The sequence below is a fragment of the Xanthomonas sp. WHRI 8393 genome (assembly GCF_040203315.1).
Lineage (GTDB): Bacteria > Pseudomonadota > Gammaproteobacteria > Xanthomonadales > Xanthomonadaceae > Xanthomonas > Xanthomonas arboricola.
Genome location: NZ_JBEGGL010000001.1, coordinates 331,841 through 349,287 on the forward strand (window position 1 = coordinate 331,841; position 17,447 = coordinate 349,287).

A 17,447-nucleotide genomic window follows, 5' to 3' on the forward strand; every position below is an offset into this window, starting at 1 on the left:
ATCCCCAATCCCCAATCCCCAATCCCCAATCCCCAATCCCCAATCCCCAATCCCCAGCCTATGACCTTCCGCGAACCCGTCGACCTGGCCGCCCTCAACGCCTCCAGCCGTGACACCTTGATCGAACATCTGGGCATCGTGTTCACCGCCGCCGGCGACGACTGGCTGAGCGCCACCATGCCGGTGGATGCGCGCACCAAGCAGCCATACGGCCTGCTGCACGGCGGTGCGTCGGTGGTGCTGGCCGAAACCCTGGGCAGCAGCGCCGGCAACCTGTGCGTGGATATGACCACCCAGATCTGCGTCGGGCTGGAGATCAATGCCAATCACCTGCGCGCCGCCACCGATGGCCTGGTCACCGGCACTGCGCGTGCGGTGCATGTGGGGCGCAGCACCCAGGTCTGGGACATCACCATCGAAAATCCAGCCGGCAAGCGCGTCTGCGTCTCGCGGCTGACCCTGGCCGTGGTCCCGCGCAGCAATGGCTGAGTACGCCGTGCAAGTGCATGGGTGGAACAGCGCCACCCGCGGCGGGCACTGCGCGCAGGCCACGCTGCTGTCACAATAGTTGCGCTTCCTTCCCCTGGTACCGGTCCGGTTCCGTCAATGAGCGAGTCATCCCTGGACGCCACGCGCGACGCTGGCAGCGTGCTGCGTTGGTTCCGGTACCTGTATCGGGTGCCGTTGTTGCTGGTGCATCTGAGCATCTGCCTGCCGATCACCATGCTGTGCGTGGTGGCGCCGCCGCTGGCGCGCATCCGCACCGGGCGCGACGACACCCTGGACGAGCTGATGATCCGTTGGTGGCAGGGCAACCTGATGCGCATTTTCGGCTTCCGCCTGCGGCGCTTCGGCACCCCGCTGCCGGGCGCGACCCTGTTCGTGGCCAACCACGTCAGCTGGGTCGACATCTCGATGCTGCACAGCCAGCGCGTGATGGGCTTTGTGGCCAAGCGCGAGATCGCCGGCTGGCCGCTGGTCGGCTGGCTGGCGACCAAGGGCCAGACCATCTTCCATCAGCGCGGCAATACCGAATCGCTGGGCGGGGTGCTGCAGGAAATGCTGCTGCGCCTGCGCAGCGGCAAGCCGGTGGGCGTGTTCCCCGAAGGCCGCACCCGTGGCGGTACCGAAGTCGGCCCGTTCCACGCACGCATCTTCCAGGCCGCGGTCGAGGCCGGTGTGCCGGTGCAGCCGGTGGCGCTGCGTTACGGCGAGCGCGGCAATGCGCAGGCGGTGGTGGCGTTCGGCGAGCGCGAGAGTTTCTTCGCCAATATCGTGCGTCTGCTCGGCGAGCCGTCGCGGCTGGCCGAGGTGCATTTTCTCGAGCCGATCCGCGCGCTGGATATCGAAGGACGCCGCCGCCTGGCCGATACCTCGCGGCAACGCATCATTGCGGCAATGGAGTCCTGAGCCGACGATGCAAGCGCTCATCACCCCTGCGGCTGGCACCCCCTTGTCTGGCCCGATGAGCGCATGAACGCCTCCGACTATCTGCCGCCGCGCTGGCTGCGCAATCCGCATGTGCAATCGGTGCTGGGCAGCAGCGCCTTGCGCCGGCTCCGTAGCCGCCAGTTGCTGGCCGCCAGCGGCGCGGTCACCAGCGAACACATTCTCGACGGCGGCGACGGCGTGCGCCTGCAGGGCTGGATGAGCATCCCGCCCGGCGATGCCCCGGTGCGCGGCACGGTGCTGCTGCTGCACGGCTGGGAGGGCAGTGCCGAGTCCAATTACATGCGGCTGACCGCCGCGCGCCTGCTCGGCCTGGGCTATCAGGTGTTCCGGCTAAATTTCCGCGACCACGGCGGCACGCACCACCTCAACGTGGACCTGTTCCACTCCGATCGCATCGAGGAAGTGGTCAATGCGGCGGGCGATCTGTGGCGGCGGTTTCCCGCGCCGCAGTTGCTGGCGGCGGGCTATTCGCTGGGCGGCAATTTCGCATTGCGGCTGGCGCTGCGGGCACCGGCGGCCCGGCTGCCGCTGGCGCGCGTGGCGGCGGTGTGCCCGTTGCTGGATCCGGCGGCGACGATGCTGCAGCTGGAGAAGGGCCCGCAGTTCTACGATTGGTATTTCCGCCGCAAGTGGCGCGAGTCGCTGCTGCGCAAGCGCAAGCTGTTCCCCGATCAGCACGGCTACGACGACGCCACGCTGGCGCTGGACATGCGCGGGTTGATGGCCTGGCTGGCCGAGCAGCACACCGGGCATGGCTCGCTGGAAGCGTACTTCGACAGTTATTCGATCGCCGGCGAGCGCCTGGCCGGCCTGCAGGTGCCGGTGGACATCCTGATGGCCGAAGACGACCCGGTCATTCCGTTCGAGGATTTCGCCGCCTGGCAGCTGCCGGCGCATGCGCAGCTGGAAATCGCGCGCTGGGGCGGCCACTGCGGCTTTCTGGAAAATGCCCGCGGCGATGGTTTCGCCGAACGCTGGGTGGCCGAGCGGCTGGCGGCGCAGGGGTAGGTCGGCGGCACCCCGCGCATCGTTACAATAGGCGTTTGTCCTGGACACGCCCTCCGCCATGCAAGACGCCATTCTTCAAGCCCTGCGCCGCAATGCGGCCGACGATGCGGTGGCGCTGGCCCGCGAGTGGGTCCTCAGCGCGCCCGAAAACGCCGCCACGCATCGCTGGCTGGGCCTGGCCCTGCAGCAGCAGGGTCAACCGGCGCTGGCGCTGGCCAGCATCGAAACCGCGCTGACGCTGACGCCGGAAGATGCCGACCTGCATCTGCTGCGCGCCGGCCTGCTGCTGGCGATGCGCGAGCTGTCGGCAGCGGATGACGCGTTGTCGCGCACCACCGCGCTCGACCCCAACCAGTTCAACGCCTACGTGATGCAGGCGCATCTGGCGGTGGCGCGCGGCGATCTGGACGAGGCGCAGCGGCTGAGCCGCACTGCCGCGCGTCTGGCGCCCGAGCACCCGCAGTTGCTGGCCGTCGATGGCGTGGTGGAACTGCGCCGCGGCCAGGGCGAGCGCGCGCTGTCGCTGCTGACCCGCGCCGCCGAGCAACTGCCCGACGACCCGCGGGTGATGTTCGCGCTGGGCTTTGCGTATCTGCAGAAGGAGCATTTCGCGTTTGCCGAGCGCGCCTTCGAGCGCGTGGTCGAGCTCAATCCACCGGGTACGGCGCTGCGCGCCTTCATCGCTCAGCTGGCCCAGCGCCAGGGCCGCCTGGACGATGCACTGGCCGCGATGCAGGGCGTGTTCGCCCAGCCCGGCGGCGATCTCCCGGCCATGCGCCGGCTCGCCGGCGAGATGGAGTTGCAGGCCGGCCGCCCCGACCAGGCCGCCGCGCACCTGCGCCTGGCGCTGGCGCACTGGCCGGCCGACCGCCGCACCTTGCATGCCTTGCTGACCGCCTGGGAGCGGCTGGGCGCGGTGGACGATGCGCGCGACACCCTGGACGCGGCGCTGGCCACCTCGGCCAATGCGCACGACCTGTGGCTGGCGCGGCTGGCGGTGGAGCCGGTCGGCGGGCCGCAGGCGCAGGCGGTGATCGAGCGCTGGCTGCTGGCCATGCCCGAGCATCTGCCGGCACTGGAAGCGCTGATGCGCGTGCACGACATGCAGGGCCATGCCGAACAGGCGGAAATGGTGGCGCGCCAGATCGTGGCGGTGGAGCCGGGCCGCCTCAGCGGCGAACAGCGCATCGTCGAGGCGCTGCTGGAGCGCGACCCGCCGGCGGCGATCGCCTGCGTGCAATCGCTGATCGACTCGCTGCCCGAGCCACAGCAGACCGTGCTGCGGCCGTGGCTGGGCAATGTGCAGGACCGCGCCGGCCAGCCCGAGGCGGCCGTGGCGACCTGGATGCAGTTCCAGCGCGAACAGGCCCAGCACCGCCTGCCGTTGCCGCCGCTGGCCGCCAAGCAGCCGATGCAATGGCCGGAGCTGGGGACCATTCCCGAGAGCGTGACGGCACGGCCGCTGTTCGTCTGGGGCACGCCCGGCTCGCATGTCGAACGCCTGGTCGCGGTGATGGGGGCGGCCACCCCGCTGGTGCGCGACGACCGTTATGGCAGCACGCCGCCGTCCGATGCGCTGCAGAGCTACCGCACTGTCGAGCAGCTGGCGTCCGGCGAGCTGGCGCCGATGGCGCTGGTGGAAGGCTGGAAGGCGCAGCTGCCGCGGCGCGGTATCGACGACGGCAACGTCATCGACTGGCTGCTGTGGTGGGACAACACCTTGCTGACCGCGCTGCGCCCGCACCTGCCCGAAGGCCGGCTGGCGATCGCGCTGCGCGACCCGCGCGACATGCTGCTGGATTGGCTGTCGGCCGGCGCGCCGGCACCGCTGGCCGTGCAATCGCCACAGCAGGCCGCCGACTGGCTGTTGACGGCGCTGGAACAGCTCGCCGTGCTGCACGAGCGCGATCTGTATCCGCACCGGATCATCCGCCTGGACGGCATCGAGAGCGACCCGCAAGGCATTTCCACCGCGCTGGAACAGGCGTTCGGCCTGCGCTTTCCGTTGATCGAACCGCGCGGCCCGGCCCGCTTGGCCGCGGGTCGCTGGCGCAACTACCGCACTGTGTTGGGCGCGCAATTCGATCTGCTCACGCTGATCGCGGTGCGCTTCGGTTACCCGCAGGACTGAGCGCCGCTCAGCACGGCTGCGCTCACTGCCAGGTGGGCGCGGCCGGCGCCCGGGGCGGCCTTCGGCGGCGCAGCCCGCACCACCCCGTAGGAGCGGACCCGGCCGCGACAAGGCGTTACCGATGAACGCGGCCACCGACGATGCGTCGCCACCGAATGATGTGGCGTTACCGATAACGCCCCGTCGCGGCCGGGTCCGCTCCTACGAATCGGGGCAGATTGGCCGGCGAACGAATGTGGCGCTCACTGTCGGTGGGCGCGGCCGGCGCCTGGGGCGGCCTTCGGCGGCGCAGCCCGCACCACCTCGTAGGAGCGGACCCGGCCGCGACGAGGCGTTACCGATGGACGCGGCCACCGACGATGCGTCGCCACCGAATGATGCGGCTTTACCGATACCGCCCCTTCGCGGCCGGGTCCGCTCCTACGAATGGGGGCAGGTTGGCCGGCTGAATATGGCGCTCCCTGCTACGCGCACGCGGGCGCTGCAGTGTCCACGTTGCCGATGCATGATCACGCGGCCACGGCGTTCGCTGGCGGGGTGAACCGGCCGCGATAAACCCGGCCGGGCGCACCAGAGGGTTCCATGGCGATGGCTTCCTCTGCGGCGCGGACCCAGGCACCCTGGTCGGCCTCATTGCCTCGGAGACTCCTGCATGCGCCTGACCAGCAACAGCATCGAAAACGGCAAGCCCATCGCGGTGGAATTTGCCGCTGGAACGCCCGAGGGCTTTGCGCCCAACCGCAACCCGCATCTGGCCTGGAGCGAGGTGCCGCCCGGCACGCGCTCGTTCGCGCTGCTGTGCCTGGACCCGGATGTGCCGACCGTGCCGGAAACCGTGGGCCGCGACGACGTGCAGATTCCGGTCGATCAGCCACGCACCGATTTTGTGCATTGGGCGATGGCCGACATCCCCGCCGACGTGCATGAGATCGCCGCAGGCAGCTGCAGCGACGGTTTCGTGCCCAAGGGCAAGCAGCAGCCGGCCGGCCCGGCCGGTGCGCGCCAGGGCCTGAATTCGTATACCGAATGGTTTGCCGGCAATGCCGACATGGCCGGAAATTATCTGGGCTATGACGGCCCGTACCCGCCGTTCAACGACCTGCGGGTGCACCGCTATTTCTTCCGCGTGTTTGCGCTGGACGTGGCGCAGCTCAGCCTGCCCGAGACCTTCACCGCAGCCGATGTGCTGGCGGCGATCCAGGGCCACGTGCTGGCCGAGGCGGCGTTGCATGGCACCTACACGCTGAATCCGGCGCTGCGCTGACGGCAACGCACGGTCCTGCGCCACCGGTCAGGTCGGCGCGGGGCCGGTTGTGGCCAACGGCGACCTTGGTGCGTGCTGCGTCAATCGCACGATCGCCGCCACACCGGGTCAACCGTTGGCTTCGATCATCTGCTCGAGCACGTACACCGGCGCGCCGTCCGTGCCTGCGGCGGCCGGGTAGCGGGTGACGCGCAGCAGGGTGCGGATGCCGGCCTCGTGCTCGAAGCCTTCGATCTTGCCCTCGAAGACTTGCCAGGTCTGGGTGACAGGCTGCCCTGCCGCATCCTGCTCGCGCAGTTGGAGGCATTGGCGCGCCGGGTCAGACCCGCATGCCACGGTATCGGCCGCCACTTCGATCAGCAGCGTCTGACCGGGTCCACCGTAGCGGGTGTCGGCCGTGGCGACACCGCCGAACACCAGCCGGGTGCCGTCGCTGCGGGTCAGGGTCAGCTGCGGCGAGGTCTGCGCGGTGTTCAGCGCCACCGCGAAGCGGCCGGACAGCAACTCGCTGGCAGCGCGCTCCTGGGCCATCCGCCGCGGTTGCGCGCACAGGCGTTTGCTCGACACCACCCGGCCGATCTGCAAGTGCGCTTGCGCCACGTTGTAGTCGGCGCCCAATGCGTTGCAGGTCTGGCTGACCTGGATGCGGTGATCGCTGAAATCCAGCTGCAAGGGCGGTGTGCCGGCGACGAACAGGCTGCGCAAGGCAGTGCCGTGCGCATCGCTGGCCTGCTGCAGCTGCCAGTGTTGCGCCCGCAACGCGGCCTGCAGTGGCGCGTTGTCGGCGGCGATTGAGCTGGTCGTGGCCGGCTCGGCGGCAGCGGCGTCGGCGCTGGATCCGGGCGCCTGCGGCGGCGCGCTCGACCCGCAAGCCGTCACGCCCGCTGCCAGCAGTGCAGGGGCAAACAACACGGCACGCATGCGGCGGCTCCCGGTGATCGATATGTCAGTGATACCGCCACCGCGCGGCCAGGGCAATGACGCAAGTCACTGCCCGGCCATGTGCCTCGCATGCCGCGCCGGCTCAGCCGGCACGACACGCGACCGCGTGGCCGTCTCAGGCCAGCGCCGGCAGCCACAGCAGCAGGGCGGCGCCCAGCACGATGCGGTAGACCGCAAACACCGTGAAGCGGTGCTTCTTGATGTAGCCCAGCAACCACTTCACCACCACAAAGCCGGTGATGGTCGCCGCCACGAAGGCCACGGCCACATCGGCCCAGTTCTCGCTGCCGAAGCCACCTTCCTTGTACATCTCCAGCAGGGCATACCCGCTGGCCGCGAACATGGTCGGGATACCCACCATGAACACGAAATCCGCTGCCGCCGAGCGCTTGCTCAGGCCCAGCAGCATGGCCAGGAAGATCGCCGAGGCCGAGCGCGAGGTGCCGGGGAACACGCCGGCCACCACCTGCGCCAGACCCACCGCGATGGCCACCTTCCAGGTCACCACATCGCGCTCGGGCAATTTGCCGGCGAAGTGCTCGGCCACCAGCATCCACAGCCCGCCGATCAGCAACGCCCAGGCCACCGGGTGCACGGTTTCCGGCAGCTGCCAGCCGGCCTTGCGCACGATCAGCCCGACCACCGCGGTAACCAGGAAGGCCACGCCGATCTTCAGCACGTAGTCGCGGTTGTCGCGCTGGCCCAGGCCGGTGGCCAGGGTCCACAGCTTTTGCCGCAGCGCCAGGCAGATCGCCAGGATCGCGCCGGCCTGGATGACGATGTTGAAGAAGTCAGAACGGCGTCCGAGCCATTGTTCGGCGATCAGCAGGTGGCCGGTGCTGGAGATCGGCAGGAATTCGGTGAGGCCTTCGAGAATGCCCAACAGCAGGGCGGAAATCAGATCGGACATCGGACTGGAGAGGGGATGGGGGAGGCGTCAGGATAGTGCATTGCGGCATGCACCATATCGGTGCAGCATGCGATTGATTAGCACCTAAAAGGTGCTATGTAAGCGTGAGCGGCCTCAAGCGATGCAAGCAAAATCAAGGACTTGTGAAGATCCGGCGCTTGGCATGGTCCCTGCTGTAGTTCCGCTCACGAGCCACTTAACTCCTGCAGAGGTTTCTTCCGATGTCCGTGGAAAATGTTGAAAAGCTGATCAAGGACAACAAGGTCGAGTTTGTCGACCTGCGCTTCGTCGATATGCGTGGTGTACAGCAGCACATCACCTTCCCGGCCAACATCATCGAGCCGGCGCTGTTCGAAGAAGGCAAGATGTTCGACGGCAGCTCAATCGCGGGTTGGAAGGGCATCAACGAGTCGGACATGGTCCTGCTCCCGGACGCCGGCACTGCGTACCTGGATCCGTTCTTCGCCGATCCGACCATCGTGCTGACCTGCGACATCCTTGATCCGGCCACCATGCAGAGCTATGAGCGCGACCCGCGCGGCATCGCCAAGCGTGCCGAGGCCTACCTGAAGTCCTCCGGCACCGCCGACCAGGCGTTCTTCGGCCCGGAGCCGGAATTCTTCATCTTCGATTCGGTGCGCTTTGCCAACGACATGGGCCATACCTTCTTCCAGGTCGGCTCGGAAGAGGCTGCCTGGAACACCGGCGCCAAGTACGACGGCGGCAACAGCGGCTACCGTCCTGGCGTGAAGGGTGGCTACTTCCCGGTTCCGCCGACCGACACGCTGCACGACCTGCGCGCGGAAATGATCAAGACGCTGGAACAGGTCGGCATCGAGACCGAGGTGCACCACCACGAAGTGGCCACCGCCGGCCAGTGCGAGATCGGCACCAAGTTCAGCTCGCTGGTGCAGAAGGCCGACGAACTGCTGACGATGAAGTACATCATCAAGAACGTCGCCTACCGCAACGGCAAGACCGCGACCTTCATGCCCAAGCCCATCGTGGGCGACAACGGCTCGGGCATGCACGTGCACCAGTCGCTGACCAAGGGCGGCGTCAACCTGTTCTCCGGCGACGGCTACGGCGGCCTGTCGCAGATGGCGCTGTGGTACATCGGCGGCATCTTCAAGCACGCACGTGCGATCAACGCCTTCTCCAACTCCGGCACCAACAGCTACAAGCGCCTGGTCCCGGGCTTCGAGGCGCCGGTGATGCTCGCCTATTCGGCCCGCAACCGCTCGGCCTCGTGCCGCATTCCGTGGGTCACCAACCCGAAGGCGCGCCGTATCGAAATGCGCTTCCCCGATCCGTTGCAGTCCGGCTACCTGACCTTCACCGCGCTGATGATGGCCGGCCTGGACGGCATCAAGAACCAGATCGACCCGGGCGCGCCGAGCGACAAGGACCTGTACGACCTGCCGCCGGAAGAAGAGAAGCTGATCCCGCAGGTCTGCTCCAGCCTGGATCAGGCGCTGGAAGCGCTGGACAAGGACCGCGAGTTCCTCAAGGCCGGCGGCGTGATGAGCGACGACTTCATCGACGGCTACATCGCGCTGAAGATGCAGGAAGTCACCAAGTTCCGTGCTGCGACCCACCCGTTGGAGTACCAGCTGTACTACGGCAACTGAGTTCCACCGCGGTGATGGCGGAGGCCCCCCCTCCCACCTCCGCCATCGCCGCACATGTTTGATCGCTCCACGGCATCGGCCGGGGAGCGAAGGGGTATTGAGAGAGCACACAGTTCGCGACGCGCGGGCCTGACCTCTCCCACGGGGCGGATGCATCTGCATCGGCCGAGGTCTGCGTAATCGCGAACGCGCGGATGCCGGGGTTGGCATCCAGGTGAATGACACCGCCGGGCGGCGCAATGCCGGCCGGTCTTTTCCACCATTCGGGGTATGCGCATGAAATTGATCACCGCCATCATCCGGCCGTTCAAGCTCGACGAGGTCCGCGAGGCCTTGTCCGCAGCAGGCGTGTCGGGCATCACCGTGACCGAGGTCAAGGGTTTCGGGCGCCAGAAAGGCCACACCGAGCTGTACCGCGGCGCCGAGTACGTCGTCGATTTCCTGCCCAAGATCAAGATCGAGACGGTGGTGACCGACGACCGGCTGGACGCAGTGGTCGAGGCGATCCAGAACGCCGCCGGCACCGGCAAGATCGGCGACGGCAAGATCTTCGTGACCGCGATCGAGCAAGTCGTGCGCATCCGCACCGGCGAGATCGGCGCCGATGCGCTCTGAGTCCCCCACCCCCGGAGTTCTTATGAAGACAGCCCTTTTTGCCGGGTGGAAAGCCCGGTTCTACAGTGTCTGCATGCTGATGCTGTTCAGCGCGCTGGTGGTGGGCGGCATGGGCAGCGCGCACGCGCAGTCCACCCCGCAGGTCACCCCGCTGCCGACCGAACCGGTCACCACCGAACCGCTGCCGTCGGCGCAGCCGCCCGCCGCACCGGTGGCCGCCGCCGAAGCCGCGCCGGTGGTGGAGAAGGGCGATGTCGCCTGGATGCTGACCTCCACGCTGCTGGTGCTGCTGATGGTGGTGCCGGGCCTGGCGTTGTTCTACGGCGGCATGGTGCGCGCCAAGAACGTGCTGTCGGTGCTGATCCAGGTCGCGGTGGTGTTCTCGCTGCTGACCATCCTGTGGGTGGTGTACGGCTACAGCCTGGCGTTCTCCGGCGAAGGCCCGTGGATCGGCAATCTGGACAAGGCGCTGCTCAAGGGCGTGACCATCGAGACGCTGGCAGCCACCTTCACCAAGGGCGTGAGCCTGCCGGAATACGTGTTCGTGGCGTTCCAGGCGACCTTTGCCGGCATCACCGGCGCGCTGATCGTCGGCGCCTTTGCCGAACGCGCCAAGTTCGCCGCGGTGCTGCTGTTCTCGGTGATCTGGTTCACCTTCGGCTACCTGCCGCTGGCGCACATGGTCTGGGCCACCGGCGGGTACCTGTTCGGCCTGGGCGCGCTGGATTTTGCCGGCGGCACCGTGGTGCACATCAACGCCGGTATCGCCGGCCTGGTCGGCGCCTACTTCGTCGGCAAGCGCGCCGGCCTGGGTCGTGAGGCGATCAAGCCGCACAACGTGACCCTGACCTTCGTCGGTGCCTCGCTGCTGTGGGTGGGCTGGTTCGGCTTCAACGCCGGCTCCAACCTGGAAGCCAATGCCGGTGCGGCCCTGGCCTTCCTCAACACCTTGCTGGCCACCGCGGCCGCCATCCTGGGCTGGTCGCTGACCGAGAAGATCATCAAGGGCAAGTCGTCGGCGCTGGGCGTGGCTTCTGGCATGGTCGCCGGCCTGGTCGGCATCACCCCGGCCTGCGGCACGGTGGGTCCGTTCGGTGCGATCGTCATCGGCCTGGCGGCCGGCGTGCTGTGCGTGTGGGGCGTCACCGGCCTGAAGCGTCTGCTGGGCGCCGACGACAGCCTGGACGTGTTCGGCGTGCATGGCCTGGGCGGCATCATCGGCGCCATCCTGACCGGCGTGTTCTCGGCGGCCTCGCTGGGCGGCCAGAAGGGCGGCGATTACGACATCGTGCATCAGGTCGGCATCCAGGCGCTGGGCGTGGGCATCACCCTGGTGTGGATCGGCGTGGTGTCGGTGGTGGGCTTCCTGGTCGCCAAGCTGGTGTTCGGGCTGCGCGTCACCGAAGAAGCCGAGCGCGAGGGCCTGGATATCACCTCGCACGGCGAAGCGGCATACGAGTCCTGAGCATGCACACCCGCGGCCACGCTGCCGCGGGTGGCGCAACGACCCGGCCGGGACAGCCGTGCCGGGTCCGTTTTCCCCGTTGCCCCATCGGGCGCGGACCAACTGCCGAGGTGCCTGCATGACCAGCCCCACGCCTGTGACTGTCGGCGCGGATGTCCGCTGGATCGGTGCGACCTGCTGCCGTCCGGCCCCGATGCCTTGCCTGCATGCTTCGTTCTGCGCGCCATATGCGCAGGCCGATCGTGTTTGCACTAAATTGGTGCAATGCTGATGTCGTCCATCCTCCCGTCGCTGGACAGCCTGGGCACGCCGGTGGCCTGGGCCGACCGCGAGGGTCGCGTACTGGGCGTCAACCCGGCCTTCGCGCGCTGGCTCGGGGTCAGTGCGCGGCGTCTGGTCGATCAACCGCTGGCCGCGCTGGAAGTGCAGGGCGATGCGCTGGCCCGCTTCCTGCTCAACGACGAGCGCGACGTGCTGCGCCTGCATCGGCTGGCATTGGGCCTGCCCAATGACGCGCCGCGCTTTGCCGAAGGCTGGCTGTCGCGGCTGGACGACGGCGGCTGGCTGCTGGAAACCCATCCGGTCGACGAATTCCCCGCGCTGGATCCCACCCATGCGCTGCCCAATGCCTTGAGCGCCGCGCTCAAGGGCCTGGCGCACGAACTGCGCAATCCGTTGGCCGGGCTCAAGGGCGCGGCGCAGTTGCTGGCGCGGCGCTCGGCCGGGCGCGACGAGGACGAGCGCGAGCTGATCGAGTTGATCGGCACCGAGATCGAACGCCTCAATACCTTGCTCGAACGCCTGCTCTCGCCCACGCCGGCGCGCCCGCACGACCGCCTCAACATCCACGTCGTGCTCGAGCGTGTGCTGCGCCTGGCCGAGGCCGAGGGCGGCTGGTCGGTGCAGGTGCAGCGCGATTACGACCCCAGCATTCCCGACATCCTCGGCGATGGCGACCGCCTGACCCAGGCGGTGTGGAATCTGGTGCGCAATGCGTTCCAGGCCGGCGCCACGCGGGTGACCCTGCGCACCCGCGTCGAGCACGGCCAGCGCATCCGCGACCGCGTGCATGCGATGTCGCTGCGGCTGGAGATCATCGACGACGGCGGCGGCGTGCCGGAGGAACTGGCCGAGCACCTGTTCCTGCCGCTGGTCAGCGGCCGCGCCGAGGGCAGCGGCCTGGGCCTGGCGCTGGCCCAGCAGGTCTCGCGCGAACACCACGGCACGCTGACCTACCGCTCGCGGCCGGGACATACCGTTTTCACCCTGCTGTTGCCCGAGCTGGCCGGCGATCACGACAAGGAGCATCTGCATGGCTGAGGCCGCCGCCGCATCCCACCACATCTGGGTGGTCGACGACGACCGTTCGGTCCGCTTCGTGCTGTCCACCGCCTTGCGCGATGCCGGCTACGCCGTGGATGGCTTCGAGAGCGCCGCCGCCGCACTGCAGGCACTGGCCATGCGGCCCACCCCGGATCTGCTGTTCACCGACGTGCGCATGCCCGGCGAAGACGGCCTGAGCCTGCTCGACAAGCTCAAGTCCAGGCACCCGCAACTGCCGGTGATCGTGATGTCGGCCTACACCGATGTGGCCAGTACCGCCGGCGCCTTCCGCGGCGGCGCGCACGAGTTCCTGTCCAAGCCCTTCGATCTGGACGATGCGGTGGCCTTGGCCGCACGCGCGCTGCCGGATGCCGATGCCGGTGTCGAGGAGATCATCGGGACGCCCTTTGCAGAAGGCTCGGCCTCGCTGATCGGCGACACCCCGGCGATGCAGGCGCTGTTCCGCGCGATCGGCCGGCTGGCGCAGGCACCGCTGTCGGTGCTGATCAATGGCGAGACCGGCACCGGCAAGGAACTGGTGGCGCGCGCGCTGCATAACGAATCGCCGCGCGCGCGCAAGCCCTTCGTCGCGCTCAACACCGCCGCCATTCCCGCGGAACTGCTGGAAAGCGAGTTGTTCGGCCACGAAACCGGCGCCTTCACCGGCGCCACCAAACGCCACATCGGCCGCTTCGAACAGGCCGACGGCGGCACGCTGTTCCTGGACGAAATCGGCGACATGCCGCTGCCGCTGCAGACCCGCCTGCTGCGCGTGCTGGCCGAGAACGAATTCTTCCGTGTCGGTGGGCGGGAGTTGATCCGCGTCGATGTGCGCGTGATCGCCGCCACCCACCAGGACCTGGAGGCGCTGGTCGAACAAGGCCGCTTCCGTGCCGACCTGTTGCATCGCCTGGACGTGGTACGCCTGCAATTGCCGCCGCTGCGCGAGCGCCGCAGCGACATCGCGCAGCTGGCCGAGAATTTCCTGGCCATGGCCGGGCGCAAGCTCGACATGCTGCCCAAGCGGCTGTCTTCGGCCGCGCTGGAACAACTCCGCCAATACGATTGGCCCGGCAACGTGCGCGAGCTGGAAAACGTCTGCTGGCGCCTGGCGGCCCTGGCCACTGCCGACATCATCGACGTGGTCGACGTGGAATCGGCACTGGCGCGCGGCGGCCGCCGCCAGCGTGCCGGCCGCGGCGACGGGCAATGGGACGAGATGCTCTCCAGCTGGGCCGCGCAACGCCTGAGCGAAGGCGCCCAGGGCCTGCACGCCGAAGCCCGCGAACGCCTGGACAAGACCCTGCTCGAAGCCGCCCTGCAACTCACCCAGGGCCGCCGTGCCGAAGCCGCCGCCCGATTGGGTCTGGGCCGCAACACCGTCACCCGCAAGCTCGGTCCGGGCCGCAAACGCCGCTGATCTGGCGCTAAAGCCCCTCTCCGATGGGAGAGGGGTTGGGGTGAGGGTCCCTGTGCCGATGGAAGCGCTGCTGCACGCGCATCTATTGCAACGGTGCCTCGATCGAGCTGAGGCTGCCCGACACTGCCCGCGGCAAGCGTTGATCAGTGACGCGCCGCCGCGTCCCTGTGCCATCGATACGCCACTGCGGCTTGTCATCTGCCGACGCCATCGTCCAAGCAGCTCACGACACGTGTACTTGGCGCCTCGCACACCACCCCAACAACCCGCATCCCATCGACCCGCACCTCCAACAGCCCGACCATCCACACCAACCCCGTAAACTCCTGTGCTGCCAGCGGCGCATTTCATGACATGTGAACATGCGCCCGCATAGGTTTTCAGCCTGATCAGGAGAACAGCTCGATGCGTTACCGGTCGTCCACGATCGTTGCCCTCACCGCGCTGGCGCTTGCCGCCTGCAGCAGCACGCCACCGCCTCCGCCACCACCGCCCCCGGCGGCGCGGGTGGTGCCCGTGCGTCCGGTCCAGCAGGCCGAAGCGGCGCTGGCATCGGCATCGGGCAGCCTGGTCAGCGGTCGGGTGGTGTTGGTCCCCGCGCTGCAAGGTATCCGCATCACCGGCACGGTCGGTGGCCTGCGTCCAGGCGGCGTGGCCGGCTTCCATGTGCACGAACGCGGCGATTGCAGCGCCGCCGACGCCAGCAGTGCCGGTGCGCATTTCAATCCGAGTGGCATGGCGCACGGACGTACCGGCAACACTCCCCACCACGCCGGCGACATGGACAATCTGCGTGCCGATGCCGAAGGTGTCGCGCATCTGGACATGATCGTTGCCGGCATCACCCTGGGCGATGCCGCGCCCACCGACGTGGTCGGCAAGTCGCTGGTGGTGCATGCCGACGCCGACGACTATCGCAGCCAACCCAGCGGCAATGCCGGCGCACGTCTGGCCTGCGGCGTCATCCGCGTCACCCAGTGGCGCACACCCCCTTCGCAGCCCTGAGTCGGGGCACCCCTGGCTGCAGCTGCGGCCTTTCCACAGGAGTTTTCTCATGCGTATTCTTCCAACGACGTTGTTCCTGGCCACCGCGCTGGTGCTGACCGCGTGCAAGCGCGACGAACCCGCACCGGCCGACCCTGCACCCGCACCGCAGGCCGGCGCAGCGGCCGAAGCGGCGCATGGCGGTGAGCACGCCGCGTCCATGGTCACCGAAGCGGCGGCCACCACCACCGCCACCGCCGAGCTCAAGCCGACCAAGGGCAGCGACGTCAAAGGCACGGTGAGCTTCAAGATCGTCGACGGCGCGCTGCGCGTCACCGGCCAGCTCAGTGGCCTCAAGCCCGACAGCGAACATGGCTTCCATATCCACGAAAAGGGCGATTGCAGCGCACCGGACGGCAGCAGCGCCGGCGGCCACTTCAACCCGACCCAGTCCGATCACGGCGCCGTCAGTGCCGACCCGCACCACGGCGGCGACATGCCCAACATCAAGGCCGATGCGCAGGGCAATGCCAGCATCGACGGCCCGGTGTCGAGCAACGTCAATCTGGGCAAGGCCGACCAGTTCGATATCGCCGGCCACGCGGTGATCGTGCATGCCGATGCAGACGACTACAAAACCCAGCCCACCGGCAACGCCGGCGGCCGTCTGGCCTGCGGTGTGATCACCACCGACAACGCGCCAGCTGCAGCCAAGTAAGCAGGACAGGCCAGCGGCCAGGCAAAACGCCGCGGTGATCGATCACCGCGGCGTCGTTGTTTCTGGGCTGCTGTGGGGAGCGATCCGGTCCTGCGGCGTGCCGGCGCTAGTGCATCCGGCACGCCGCATATCGCGTGCTGCATGCTTCCTGTTGAATTGTCGGTATATCTCGAACCGTCGATACACCGCACACCGGGTACACCGCACAGGCGACCAACGTCGTTGGCTTGCGCAAGACCCGCGTCATCAACGACTCAGTAATTTGGCCACAGCCCCGGCGTCGCCAGCTCCAGCAGATGCGCATCCGGATCGCGGAAGTAGAGGCTGTGCCCACCGCCCGGCCACTGCGTGCGGCCCTCGATGGGCACGTCGCAGGACTGCAGATGTGCCTCCCATCCGGCCAGCGCATCACTGGCGATGGCGAATGCGAAATGCGCGCGCCCGCTGCCATCGTGCGGCGGAATCGTGCCGCCCGGCAGCGTGACCGTGGCGGCGGTGCTGCCCTGCAGGAACAGCAGCAACACCTGCCCGGGCGCGATTGCGTACGCGGCCATGCGCGTGTCGCGATACATGGCTGCCAGTCCCAGTACGCGGGCATAGAACGCGCAGGCGCGCTCCAGGTCTGCCACATACACGCCGGTTTCCAGTACGCCCTGCAACGCCGGCGCCACGGACGCCGGCGTCTGGCTCATGCGGCCAGTGCCTGGCGCGGATCCTGGCCCGGTTCCACATGCACGTACAGTACCGGCAGGCCATGCGCTTCCAGCACTGCGGCCATCTGCCGCTGGCGCGAGAGGAATTGTTCGTAGACGCCGCGCAGGCGTTCGCAATTCTCGCGGTCGTGCGCGTAGTAATCGCACCAGCCGGCCGGGTCGAACAGCGCGATGCGCACTTCGCCCTCGACATAGCGCAGCACCGGCTCGGGCGGCTGTTCCAGCCACTCTTCGGTATGCGGCGCCAGCAGGGCGGCTTCGATCAGCGGCCACAACGGGGCCAGGCCCTGGTTGTCGTACTGCATGGAAATCATCGCCGCCAGATCGTTCGCGGTGAGATACCGCGCGTGTTCGATGCGTGCGCCGAAGCTTTCCTGCGCCAGCAGCGCGGTATCGGCCTGCGCCATGCCCTGGGCCAGCAGCACTTCTTCCATCGCATCGGCCACCGTCGACACGATCTGCGGATCGCCGGACAGCAGGAACGGCAGCACGCGCAGGCCGCCGCCGGTCAGCTGTGCGTCGGCCTGGAAGGGCAGGGGGATCTCGCCCTGCGCATCGGCGCCGAACGCCAGCACGCGCGGGCCCTGATCGCGCCCGGGCGCGCGCGCGCGCAGCTCGTCCAGCCGGCGATGCAGCGGCCAGCCCGGCCGCAGCACTTCGGCCGGGTCGAAGTGCGCCATTGCCACGCTGAGCTCGAGCTCGCGGACTTCGGGGATCCACTGCGCCAGGTCGCGGCCGATGCGTTCGGCCAGCATGCCAGCCTGCTCGGGCGCCAGGGCGCCGCGCTCGGGGGCGGTGCCGCCCGTCAATTCCAGCGCCATCACACCCATGGCGGTCACGCCGTGTTCGGTCTTGCTCATGATTCGCGGTT

The 17,447-nt window shown here is 68.3% G+C and carries 16 protein-coding genes; 12 read left to right on the forward strand and 4 right to left on the reverse strand.

The window, feature by feature from the left end; translation table 11 throughout:
* Positions 1–60: 60 nt before the first annotated feature.
* From ABQ137_RS01360 to ABQ137_RS01380, 5 genes are all read left to right on the forward strand, one after another.
* On the forward strand, positions 61–489 hold the full coding sequence (locus tag ABQ137_RS01360; protein WP_024939490.1) for a hotdog fold thioesterase: 429 nt from the start codon (positions 61–63) through the stop codon (positions 487–489).
* Positions 490–510: 21 nt separating this feature from the next.
* Complete coding sequence (locus ABQ137_RS01365) at positions 511–1,410, forward strand: lysophospholipid acyltransferase family protein (protein WP_180969535.1); 900 nt, start codon at positions 511–513, stop codon at positions 1,408–1,410.
* Positions 1,411–1,473: 63 nt separating this feature from the next.
* Complete coding sequence (locus tag ABQ137_RS01370; protein WP_349780997.1) at positions 1,474–2,460, forward strand: YheT family hydrolase; 987 nt, start codon at positions 1,474–1,476, stop codon at positions 2,458–2,460.
* 58 nt (positions 2,461–2,518) lie between these two features.
* A complete protein-coding gene (locus ABQ137_RS01375; protein WP_349780998.1) occupies positions 2,519–4,591 on the forward strand; it encodes a tetratricopeptide repeat protein in 2,073 nt (690 codons plus the stop codon).
* A 652-nt stretch (positions 4,592–5,243) separates the two neighbouring features.
* Positions 5,244–5,855 carry a YbhB/YbcL family Raf kinase inhibitor-like protein gene (locus tag ABQ137_RS01380; protein WP_005912167.1) on the forward strand — a complete coding sequence of 204 codons (612 nt, stop codon included), beginning with the start codon at positions 5,244–5,246 and terminating at the stop codon, positions 5,853–5,855.
* 108 nt (positions 5,856–5,963) lie between these two features.
* Here the strand turns inward: ABQ137_RS01380 and ABQ137_RS01385 are convergent, their stop codons facing one another.
* Positions 5,964–6,776, reverse strand: a complete 813-nt coding sequence (locus ABQ137_RS01385) for an META domain-containing protein (RefSeq protein ID WP_349780999.1) — start codon at positions 6,774–6,776, stop codon at positions 5,964–5,966.
* Between the two features lie 136 nt (positions 6,777–6,912).
* Positions 6,913–7,707 (reverse strand): undecaprenyl-diphosphate phosphatase, encoded by a 795-nt coding sequence (locus ABQ137_RS01390; protein ID WP_047124532.1) that lies wholly within the window; start codon positions 7,705–7,707, stop codon positions 6,913–6,915.
* 221 nt (positions 7,708–7,928) lie between these two features.
* On the opposite strand from ABQ137_RS01390, the gene glnA reads away from it, so the two are divergent.
* The 7 genes from glnA (at position 7,929) to ABQ137_RS01425 (ending at position 15,863) form a co-directional block, all read left to right on the forward strand.
* Positions 7,929–9,338 (forward strand): type I glutamate--ammonia ligase, encoded by a 1,410-nt coding sequence (gene glnA / locus ABQ137_RS01395; RefSeq protein ID WP_016903411.1) that lies wholly within the window; start codon positions 7,929–7,931, stop codon positions 9,336–9,338.
* A gap of 276 nt (positions 9,339–9,614) precedes the next feature.
* Positions 9,615–9,953, forward strand: a complete 339-nt coding sequence (locus ABQ137_RS01400; protein WP_002808480.1) for a P-II family nitrogen regulator — start codon at positions 9,615–9,617, stop codon at positions 9,951–9,953.
* A 22-nt stretch (positions 9,954–9,975) separates the two neighbouring features.
* Positions 9,976–11,418 carry an ammonium transporter gene (locus tag ABQ137_RS01405; protein WP_024940499.1) on the forward strand — a complete coding sequence of 481 codons (1,443 nt, stop codon included), beginning with the start codon at positions 9,976–9,978 and terminating at the stop codon, positions 11,416–11,418.
* A gap of 264 nt (positions 11,419–11,682) precedes the next feature.
* On the forward strand, positions 11,683–12,738 hold the full coding sequence (locus ABQ137_RS01410) for a two-component system sensor histidine kinase NtrB (protein WP_016903409.1): 1,056 nt from the start codon (positions 11,683–11,685) through the stop codon (positions 12,736–12,738).
* A complete protein-coding gene (gene ntrC / locus ABQ137_RS01415; RefSeq protein WP_349781000.1) occupies positions 12,731–14,161 on the forward strand; it encodes a nitrogen regulation protein NR(I) in 1,431 nt (476 codons plus the stop codon). The genes ABQ137_RS01410 and ntrC overlap by 8 nt, the downstream gene beginning before the upstream one ends.
* Positions 14,162–14,566: 405 nt before the next feature.
* Positions 14,567–15,166, forward strand: a complete 600-nt coding sequence (locus ABQ137_RS01420; RefSeq protein WP_184515366.1) for a superoxide dismutase family protein — start codon at positions 14,567–14,569, stop codon at positions 15,164–15,166.
* Positions 15,167–15,215: 49 nt separating this feature from the next.
* Complete coding sequence (locus ABQ137_RS01425; RefSeq protein ID WP_349781001.1) at positions 15,216–15,863, forward strand: superoxide dismutase family protein; 648 nt, start codon at positions 15,216–15,218, stop codon at positions 15,861–15,863.
* A 254-nt stretch (positions 15,864–16,117) separates the two neighbouring features.
* Here ABQ137_RS01425 and ABQ137_RS01430 read toward each other — a convergent pair whose 3' ends face one another.
* Complete coding sequence (locus ABQ137_RS01430) at positions 16,118–16,555, reverse strand: VOC family protein (RefSeq protein ID WP_349781002.1); 438 nt, start codon at positions 16,553–16,555, stop codon at positions 16,118–16,120.
* Positions 16,552–17,436: a hypothetical protein gene (locus ABQ137_RS01435; protein WP_349781003.1), complete on the reverse strand. Its 885-nt coding sequence runs from the start codon at positions 17,434–17,436 to the stop codon at positions 16,552–16,554. The genes ABQ137_RS01430 and ABQ137_RS01435 overlap by 4 nt, the downstream gene beginning before the upstream one ends.
* Positions 17,437–17,447 lie beyond the last annotated feature (11 nt).

What these genes read in the sequence shown, in the direction of transcription:
- ABQ137_RS01360 (WP_024939490.1), top strand. Translation starts at nt 61, where the DNA reads ATGACCTTCCGCGAACCCGTCGACCTGGCCGCCCTCAACGCCTCCAGC.
- ABQ137_RS01370 (WP_349780997.1), top strand. Translation starts at nt 1,474, where the DNA reads ATGAACGCCTCCGACTATCTGCCGCCGCGCTGGCTGCGCAATCCGCAT.
- ABQ137_RS01375 (WP_349780998.1), top strand. Translation starts at nt 2,519, where the DNA reads ATGCAAGACGCCATTCTTCAAGCCCTGCGCCGCAATGCGGCCGACGAT.
- ABQ137_RS01380 (WP_005912167.1), top strand. Translation starts at nt 5,244, where the DNA reads ATGCGCCTGACCAGCAACAGCATCGAAAACGGCAAGCCCATCGCGGTG.
- ABQ137_RS01385 (WP_349780999.1), bottom strand. Translation starts at nt 6,776, where the DNA reads ATGCGTGCCGTGTTGTTTGCCCCTGCACTGCTGGCAGCGGGCGTGACG.
- ABQ137_RS01390 (WP_047124532.1), bottom strand. Translation starts at nt 7,707, where the DNA reads ATGTCCGATCTGATTTCCGCCCTGCTGTTGGGCATTCTCGAAGGCCTC.
- glnA (WP_016903411.1), top strand. Translation starts at nt 7,929, where the DNA reads ATGTCCGTGGAAAATGTTGAAAAGCTGATCAAGGACAACAAGGTCGAG.
- ABQ137_RS01400 (WP_002808480.1), top strand. Translation starts at nt 9,615, where the DNA reads ATGAAATTGATCACCGCCATCATCCGGCCGTTCAAGCTCGACGAGGTC.
- ABQ137_RS01405 (WP_024940499.1), top strand. Translation starts at nt 9,976, where the DNA reads ATGAAGACAGCCCTTTTTGCCGGGTGGAAAGCCCGGTTCTACAGTGTC.
- ABQ137_RS01410 (WP_016903409.1), top strand. Translation starts at nt 11,683, where the DNA reads ATGCTGATGTCGTCCATCCTCCCGTCGCTGGACAGCCTGGGCACGCCG.
- ntrC (WP_349781000.1), top strand. Translation starts at nt 12,731, where the DNA reads ATGGCTGAGGCCGCCGCCGCATCCCACCACATCTGGGTGGTCGACGAC.
- ABQ137_RS01420 (WP_184515366.1), top strand. Translation starts at nt 14,567, where the DNA reads ATGCGTTACCGGTCGTCCACGATCGTTGCCCTCACCGCGCTGGCGCTT.
- ABQ137_RS01425 (WP_349781001.1), top strand. Translation starts at nt 15,216, where the DNA reads ATGCGTATTCTTCCAACGACGTTGTTCCTGGCCACCGCGCTGGTGCTG.
- ABQ137_RS01430 (WP_349781002.1), bottom strand. Translation starts at nt 16,555, where the DNA reads ATGAGCCAGACGCCGGCGTCCGTGGCGCCGGCGTTGCAGGGCGTACTG.
- ABQ137_RS01435 (WP_349781003.1), bottom strand. Translation starts at nt 17,436, where the DNA reads ATGAGCAAGACCGAACACGGCGTGACCGCCATGGGTGTGATGGCGCTG.